6 protein-coding genes are annotated in these 8,730 nt (G+C 35.0%); 2 read left to right on the top strand and 4 right to left on the bottom strand.

The window, feature by feature from the left end:
* The coding region (locus E1171_RS13450) for a glycosyltransferase family 2 protein (RefSeq protein ID WP_246164339.1) at positions 1-654 on the bottom strand (654 nt) is incomplete at its 3' end.
* A gap of 594 nt (positions 655-1,248) precedes the next feature.
* On the opposite strand from E1171_RS13450, the gene E1171_RS13455 reads away from it, so the two are divergent.
* Together E1171_RS13455 and E1171_RS13460 are read left to right on the top strand one after the other, a co-directional pair.
* Positions 1,249-3,603, top strand: coding sequence for a TonB-dependent receptor (locus tag E1171_RS13455; protein WP_155206539.1), 2,355 nt, complete (start codon positions 1,249-1,251; stop codon positions 3,601-3,603).
* Positions 3,604-3,625: 22 nt separating this feature from the next.
* Positions 3,626-4,582 (top strand): DUF4249 domain-containing protein, encoded by a 957-nt coding sequence (locus E1171_RS13460; RefSeq protein ID WP_155206540.1) that lies wholly within the window; start codon positions 3,626-3,628, stop codon positions 4,580-4,582.
* 226 nt (positions 4,583-4,808) lie between these two features.
* On the opposite strand, the gene E1171_RS13465 is transcribed toward E1171_RS13460, so the two are convergent.
* The 3 genes from E1171_RS13465 to E1171_RS13475 all read right to left on the bottom strand — a co-directional run.
* Positions 4,809-6,377 (bottom strand): FMN-binding glutamate synthase family protein, encoded by a 1,569-nt coding sequence (locus tag E1171_RS13465; protein WP_155206541.1) that lies wholly within the window; start codon positions 6,375-6,377, stop codon positions 4,809-4,811.
* A gap of 306 nt (positions 6,378-6,683) precedes the next feature.
* Positions 6,684-8,243 (bottom strand): hypothetical protein, encoded by a 1,560-nt coding sequence (locus E1171_RS13470; RefSeq protein WP_155206543.1) that lies wholly within the window; start codon positions 8,241-8,243, stop codon positions 6,684-6,686.
* Between the two features lie 296 nt (positions 8,244-8,539).
* On the bottom strand, positions 8,540-8,730 hold a 191-nt coding region (locus E1171_RS13475), incomplete at its 5' end, for a T9SS type A sorting domain-containing protein (RefSeq protein WP_155206545.1).

Genomic DNA, 8,730 nt, shown 5'->3' on the forward strand with positions numbered 1-8,730 from the left:
TCTCCCGTAATAGGATATTCCGACCTCAAAAATTCTGATCCCAGTTAATCTGGCAATTTTGGCTGTAACTTCAGGTTCAAAACCAAATCCCTTCTCTTTTAAACTAATATTTTGGATGATAGAGGTTTTAAACATTTTATAACATGTCTCCATATCAGTAAGATTTAGATTTGTAAACATGTTGGAAATGAAAGTCAAGAGTTTGTTTCCTATTGTATGCCAAAAAAACAATATCCTATGCGGGTTACTTCCTACAAATCGGGAGCCGTATACTACATCCGCATTTCCCGATAAAATTGGGGTTAGTAATTCATTATATTCCTCAGGATCGTATTCAAGATCGGCATCCTGAATGATTAGATATTCTCCTGTAGCTTTTTTGATTCCCGTATGCAGAGCGGCTCCCTTTCCCCTATTAATCTCATGCTTATAATATTGAATGTTTAGCCCTGGGTTTTCAAACATGTACTCCTGAATAACAACTTCAGAGGAATCATTTGAACAATCATTAACAATTAGGATTTCTTTGGTAAGCTCACCAATCAATTTTACCTTTCTGATTTTATTTAATATTCTCGGAATGGTTTTCTCTTCATTGTAGACAGGTATAACTATGGAAAGTTTTTCAAATTTCATTTCTCTTTCTTCTCCCATAGATCTTGTTTATCCCTGTTTTAGCAGCTTCCTCTAATTCTAAAATATAACCTATGGAAAAGTGTAAATGTTTATTTGAATAATGAATGAAAACACAAATTGAAGTTAATTACTGAGCTTTCAAGTATTTACAATTTCAATTAAGAAAAGAATAGATTTTGGCTTCAAATGAGGGGTTTTAAAAGGGAATGGGTCAAAATTAATTGCATTATTATGAAGTTAGAAGGAAGAATAAACGAATAGGGATTATAGTTTTTATTCTCAAAGATTTTAAACAAGTAACACATTGAGGAAATAGAATTACCTCATTTAGAATAGAGGATCAACCCATTGCGGAAATGTATAATTTCAATAAAAACTGCATAAATAATATTTTTTTTGAATTAAAGGTAGGGTTTATTTATTCCTAATAAATATAGTTCTGGGAAAACAGCTCCGAAAATAATTTATTTATTTTAACACTTAATCATAAGAATTTGTAATTTAAAATACTCATTTACAACATTTTAAATAAATTATTACAAAAGTAAAGGAATTAGAGTAAATATAATTTTTGGTCCCGAGTCCTAACATTTCATGTAAAAACGTAATTAAATGATTAAAAAAACTAAAAGTGTTTTATTTGTTCTTTTGCTTTTAATCTCTCTCAAATCTATTTCACAAAATACTCCACAACGGTATACGATAAGTGGATATGTAAAAGAAAAAAGTAGTGGGGAATTGTTGCCCGGAGTAACGATTTACTTACCTTCTCTTCGCACAGGAACCAGCACCAACGCCTATGGTTTTTATTCCATCACTGTCCCCCAAGATAGTTATGAAGTTGTTTTTTCATTTGTAGGATATGAGGCTGTTAAAACCCAAGTGAATTTAGAGAAAGACACAGAATTTAACCTTGATTTAGAACCATCCCTAACCAAACTTGAGGAAATAGAGGTGGTGGCTGAACAGCAGGAAAAGGTAAGCGAACAGGCACAAATGAGTTTAATCAAAGTACCTGTCCAACAGCTTAAGGACATTCCGGCTTTTCTTGGTGAAAAGGATGTTTTGAAAGTCTTGCAACTTATGCCAGGCGTCCAGTCCGGAAGTGAGGGAAGTAGTGGGTTATACGTTAGGGGGGGAGGACCTGATCAAAATCTATTAATTCTTGATGATGCGACTGTTTATAATGCCAATCACTTATTCGGTTTCTTTTCTGTTTTTAATGGAGATGCTTTAAAAAGCGTAGAATTATACAAAGGTGGATTTCCCGCTCGTTTTGGCGGTCGACTCTCCTCTGTCATTAAAATGGATATGAAAGAAGGACACAAGGAAGAGTATCATGGAAAAGCAGCCATTGGTTTAATTTCTTCAAGTGCCGTACTGGAAGGCCCCCTAAAAAAGGGTAAATCCTCCTTTTTACTTTCTGGTCGTAGAACTTATATTGACTTATTAACAAGGCCTTTGATGCCTGCCGATTCAAAAGGTGGATATTATTTTTATGATTTGAATGCAAAATTAAATTATGAATTAAGCCAAAAAGATAAAATTTATTTAAGCGGTTATTTTGGTAGAGATCGGTTTTCTGTAAAAGATATGGAGGACAGTGATTATAAATATGATGCAGGAATTGATTGGGGAAATGCTACTGCAACTTTACGATGGAACCATTTATTCAACAATAAGCTTTTTGCCAACACTGCCTTTATTTTCAGTGATTATGAGTTTGGGATCGATGTGAGTGAAACCTATCAAGGTAGAGATTTCATGCTAAAGTATAAATCAGGAATTCGCGACTTTTCTATCAAGCATGACCTGGACTTTTTACCACACCCTAAACACCATATTCGGGCAGGTTTTCAAAGCACCTTTCATACCTTTATTCCCTCTGCTTTTGTTTTAGAAGATGAGTCCGAAAATGAATTCACCAATGAAAAAGAAATATATGAATCCTTGGAAACGGGAATCTATTTAGAAGACAATTATAAACCTACCGAAAAAATTAATATTGAAGCTGGGCTTAGGCTAAGCCATTTCGTTCATAATAATAAACAGTATTTTAAGCCTGAACCTAGAATTTCTGCCGCCTATCAATTGGCCCCAAACTTATCTGCAAAAGCTTCTTTTGCCTCTATGAATCAATACATCCATTTATTAAGCAACTCCGGAATTGGCCTTCCCACAGATCTTTGGGTTTCCTCCACTGACAAGGTAAAGCCGCAATCCTCTAATCAAGTGGCTTTAGGCTTGGCAAAGGATTTTCCTGATAAAAACTTTTCTTTAACACTGGAAACCTATTATAAAAAATCAAAAAATGTAATTGGCTACAAGGAAGGAGCAACATTTTTGGTCCTAGAGGAAGGACCAGAAAATTCAGAACCTGTAAATTGGGAAGATAACGTCACCTCAGGGCAAGGGACTTCTTATGGAGCGGAACTTCTTTTACAGAGGAAATATGGAAAATTTTCTGGCTGGATTGGTTACACACTTTCCTGGACTAAGTTACAGTTTGATGAAATAAATTTTGGAAATCCTTTCTTTGCAAAATACGATCGAAGGCATGACCTTTCTATTGTGGGTATTTATAAGCCTAAAAAAAACATTACCCTTTCAGCTAGTTGGGTATATGGGACGGGAAATAACTACACCCTAGCAAAAAGGGAATATTACGCAAGAGAACATCATTTCCAAAATTTCCCTCCATATATCCAGAATGTTAGTGACTATGAAGAAAAAAATAATTTTAGGGCAGAAGCTTATCATCGTTTAGATGTAGGCATACAATTTCATAAAAAGAAAAAGCGATGGACTCGTACATGGGAAATCGGAGTTTATAACCTGTACAACCGCAAGAACCCTTTCTTTTACATGCCTAGCACAAAATATGAAGGCAATCAAGAAAGAGGAGTGCTGGAAAAAATCACCCTTTTCCCTGTACTACCTTCTTTCAGTTACCGAATTGAATTTTAATTGAATCTGGACATCCATATCTATGAAAATAATAATCATACAAAAACTACAAAAATTTATCCTTTTTGGGATTCTCCTTTCAAACCTGCAGGCTTGTGATTTTAGTCTGGTGGAAGAAGTAGAAACTGAGCAATTGGATACTGATAATCATAAACTGGTAGTATACTCCTTTATTTCACCTCAAGATGAGAATATTAAAGTGTATGTGGATTCCACTATTCCTACAATGGGATTACTTCCAAATACTTGGGGCTCAAATACTATCGAAGATGCCATGGTTACCCTAGATAATGGTCAAAAAGAGGTTAAACTTATTTTCAATAATCCTGTGGATGAAAATGGATATGAAACTGAAGAATCTCATTATACTATTTCCACGGATCAATTTCCTATTGAAGTAGGAAAAACCTATACCTTAAAGGTTTCCTCACCTAACTTTAAAGCAGTTACCGCTTCCTGTAGTGTGCCCTCGGAGGCTCCTGAACTCTCAATGAGTACATATACTTATAAAGATGAAGATTTTATGCAAACAGAAATCGAGTTATTAGGGTTGGAAAGCAGCTGGAAGGCCGAAAAAGAACGTGTCAATTATTTTGCTTTTTTTATAAATGAAAGAACAGTAACCCATTTCATTGATCAAGAGGGTAACTGGCAATCATATGAAAATGAATGGTATCAAGAGAGACTTTTTCTTACCGATGAAGGGAATCTTGGAAAGGATTACAAAATTCGTACAGAATTATATAGGTTGGCCAACACTGATAATGAGGGAGAAAATGACGAAAACAGGGAGGAGGTAATTTTGGAAGGGTTTCTTTTAAATACAGATCAGCTGTATTATGATTATCACACTAAAATGAAAAATTATACTGGTGATAATCTTTTTACAGAACCCATTCAAGTCCCCACCAATATAGAAGGTGGTTTAGGGATATTTAGTGCTTACAATATGCAAAAGGTAAGTATAGAGCTGGATTAATAAGCTACTTAATGGATTGAAATAGGTCAGAGGAGTAATTTCCTCTGACCTGTTTTTTAGCATATTTTTTTATCATTTGCCCTTATAGAGGTCCAACTTTTTGCTTCTCCCCCAACAAAATCTCCATAAAGGTGATCTATAAATTCCTCAACTTCTGCATTAGGTTGCAAAATAGGAGATGTAAAATATTGTATTCATAAAATTCCATTTTAACCCCCAATCTTTTCTAATTTATCCCTGGGGAATATTTTTCCAAAACCACATTATTCTGGATAAGGCTACCATTTTCAACATAAGGGAAAAGCTCGTCATATTTCTTCACTTTTTCCATGGTAACCCTGCGATAAATATGCGAACGCCTGATTTCGGAAGGAGTATCAATTCCAGAGGCTGCAATTAATTCGATAAAGCTGTGTAGTGTCTGATCATGATAGGAAGCAACCCTTTTTGATTTTTCTTCTACATTCAAGCCCCTTATTAAGGAAGGATCCTGAGTGGCAACACCTACCGGGCAAGTATTATTGTTACATCGCAAAGCTTGTATACAACCCAAAGACATCATCATCGCTCGGGCACTATAACACAAGTCTGCACCCAAAGCCATGGCTCTAGCAATATCGAACCCGGAAATAATTTTTCCGGATGCCATTAATTTGATGTCTTTTTTTAAGTCAAACCCACAAAGGGTATCATAAGCAAAAGAAAGTCCATCTCTTAAAGGCATCCCCAGGGTATTAGAAAATTCAACAGGTGCAGCCCCTGTTCCTCCTTCTCCCCCATCTATGGTAATAAAGTCCGGCTTTATATTGGTGGAAACCATAGTTTGACAGATGGCGACAAACTCTTCCTTCTTACCAATACACAGTTTAAACCCTATGGGTTTTCCTCCGGAGAGCTCCCTCAACTTCTGAATATATTGAAGTAGTTCTTCAGGATTGAGGAAAGCACTATGGGCAGGGGGAGACAATACATCAGTTGCTGGCTTAACACCTCTTATATGGGCAATTTCTGAGGTGTTCTTTGAAGCCGGTAAAATCCCTCCATGGCCTGGTTTGGCTCCCTGAGAGATCTTAATTTCGATCATTTTAACTTGTTCCAAATGGGCCTTCTCTTTAAACTTCTCCTCGCAAAAGGTTCCATCCTCATTCCTGCATCCAAAATAACCTGTTCCAATTTGCCAAATTAGATCACCTCCATACTCCTGATGATAGGAGCTAATCCCTCCTTCACCGGTATTTTGGGCAAACCCACCCATTTTGGCTCCTTTATTCAGGGCCATAATGGCATTTTTGCTTAAAGCACCAAAACTCATTGCCGATATGTTAAGCAAACTGGCCGCATAAGGTTTTTTACAATCCTTTCCTCCTATAATTACTCTTTTATGCTCATCTTCATGATTGGCTTTTTTTGCATAAATGGAATGGGTCATCCACTCATAACCGGTCTTATAAACATCTTTTTGGGTGCCAAAGGGAGTAGTATCGTTTACATTTTTAGCTCTTTGATAAATTAAAGAACGACGCAAGCGATTGATCGGCCTTCCCTCTGTATCCGTTTCCACAAAATACTGCATGATTTCAGGACGAATGGCCTCCAAAAGGTATCTTATATTTCCAATAAGAGGAAAATTTCTCCTTACGGAGTGCTTTCTTTGTAAAAAATCTGTGTATCCAATAAGGATCAAGGGGCCAAACAAAATCATGGACCACCATGCGGAGGGCCAAAATGATCCAACAGCAATCACTAACCCAACAATGATTACCGAAGAGATTATAAAAATTTCTCTGAATTTCATAAATTTTAGGAATTAAAGAAGATCCTCATATTCTACCGCTAAAATAATTGGAATAGGGGATTTAAATCCAAAAAGATAGCGGAAATGAAACGTTTAAAACAGGGATGAAATTATACGGACCAGAAGGAATTTAAAAGTTTACTTTTGTTTTAGTAATCTTTATAACCAAAAGGATCCTCCGGAAAGCTAAAATCCCACAAATAAAAGCTAATAAACCCAGGTGTAAATCATTCATTCCTAAAAAGTGGTAGGCAAAACTAAAAAATTTAAGGACTAACATGCCTTAAACCATTTCTTGGTTTTGTTTTATTTACCTCTTTTAAGAAGTACAAAATTATTATAACTCAGTGGCTCACTTACTAGCTTGCTTTTCACATCAGGATATTCCTTCTTAATCAATTCATGTAGTTGATTTGGAAAGCTAGTAATTACAAAAATATTATTTCCGGACGAAAGTAAAGGATCCAGCTCTTTTAAATTGAAATACTGATAAGAAATGTGGAATTTATCCAAATAGTTAGTAAAACCGTGCCCATCACAATCTTTTAGCAAAATAATAGAAGAATGGTCAAAATAATTGGCCAAAAAAGATCTAGTCACCTCTAAAGGCCTGAAATGGTTCATATAATAACTATAGTACAAGCCTTGTTCCTTCTGACCAGATTTTAAATAACTTAGCATCTTATGATCAATTGATCTTCTTTCCCAAAGAAAGCTAAAGAAGCAGTAAACTAAAACAGTCACTAAGACCCCTAACCTGAATTTCTGTAACCTTGGAATTGCCTTCAATGCTTCATATATCAACTTGGCTAAAAAAAGGGCATAAAATGGTGCTAAATTTACAAAAGCGCGGGCTGGGGCATGATCTCCCCGGGCAAAGCTGATAAAGAAGGGAAAGAAAAACAGAGTAAGTAATAACCAAAAGTCAAGTTTCTTTTTAGGAGTCTTCTGTATATAGGAATAACTTAAAATCGCTCCTATAAAGAGCAGAAGAATTAAGAGAAATCTAAATGAGAGAAAATCTCTTATTATCACACCTATTGCAGAACCTACCCAAAACGGAGTATATGTTTTAACATAATCATTAAAAAAAACCTCCTTAAAAACAGGATAGTATAGCAATAATGCAATTAATACACCAATTGATATAGAAAGCATCAATGGGAAAAATCGATCATGTCTCAATTTATTAAGTATTCTTCTTTTAAAAAGATCTCTTACTGGAAATTTAGTAATCAAATGTACCAAGCCATACACCCAAAACCCTAAAAGGAAATACAAGTTTAGAGGAATAGCGTAAACGACTGCAGCAGTGGTAATAGTCACTTTGAAGAGAGCCAGTTTATTTTTTTGATGAATATATTGCAGGCCATAATAAAAAATAATGCTAAGCAAGGCCATACTTACCCCATATCCTCTAATTTGCAAAGCAAAATTAAAATAGGGAATAGTGGTCATCAGGATCACTCCAGCTAAGAGCCCAATTTTCTTATTAAAGAAATCCTTCCCTATTGCATACACGTAATCTAGCGTCAATAAACAGTAAAAAAGAGGAAGCAACCGTAGAAGGTAAGGCTTGTCCATTAATTCATAAAGAGATTGGATGCCTATGATTTTTAAATAAATGTTATTTACCAGATTGAAAAGCACATGGTTGTTGGGCACATGATAGTCAGTAAGAGTTTGGGCAATAGGAACAAAAACAAAGTTTTTTAAAGTATAGATTTCATCATTCCAAAAGTCCAGATTAATATTTTGGAGGAGTATTACGACATATCCCAACAGGAATAGAATAAAAAGAAAGTCTTCTTTACTAAATCCTTCGAATACTTTTCTAGGTTTGAATTTTTCGGGAATTAAGGCCAATCTTTCAATTTGTTAAGAATAAAACTTTTTACCTTGAACGAAATATTGAACATGACTATGGTGAGCTGGGTGAAGCACTTTGTAAAGCCAATAAAGGCGGCTATTTAGAAGATTTCTACTTTTCTAAAGTAAACTGATAGAAGGACTAAAAGGATTAAATAATTAACAAGAAAAGTCTACTTTTGATATTTTTTAAGTTATTTGATTCTAAGAATAGAACTCTTAGTCTACCATTTTCCTGAAAAATTTAAAATAATAGGGGCAAGATTAACCTGCCCCTAAATTTTGATACTTTTTTAGTTTTTGATAAAACGAATTACCTGAGTAAAATTCTCATTTCTAATAAAGAGAATGTATAATCCACTATTTAAAGAAGGAAGTTTTAATTGATGCTGTCCCTTTTCTAACTGTGTTTTTAATAGCACAACACCTTCAACATTCAACAGTCTTACTTCAACTGATTCTCCAGGCCAGCTTCCATCAAAGT

Origin of the sequence: Xanthovirga aplysinae, from assembly GCF_009711365.1 — a bacterium.
GTDB lineage: Bacteria > Bacteroidota > Bacteroidia > Cytophagales > Cyclobacteriaceae > Xanthovirga > Xanthovirga aplysinae.

Excerpts from the sequence above, each read along its gene's own strand:
- E1171_RS13465 (WP_155206541.1), bottom strand. The coding sequence starts at position 6,377 with ATGAAATTCAGAGAAATTTTTATAATCTCTTCGGTAATCATTGTTGGG.
- E1171_RS13460 (WP_155206540.1), top strand. The coding sequence starts at position 3,626 with ATGAAAATAATAATCATACAAAAACTACAAAAATTTATCCTTTTTGGG.
- E1171_RS13455 (WP_155206539.1), top strand. The coding sequence starts at position 1,249 with ATGATTAAAAAAACTAAAAGTGTTTTATTTGTTCTTTTGCTTTTAATC.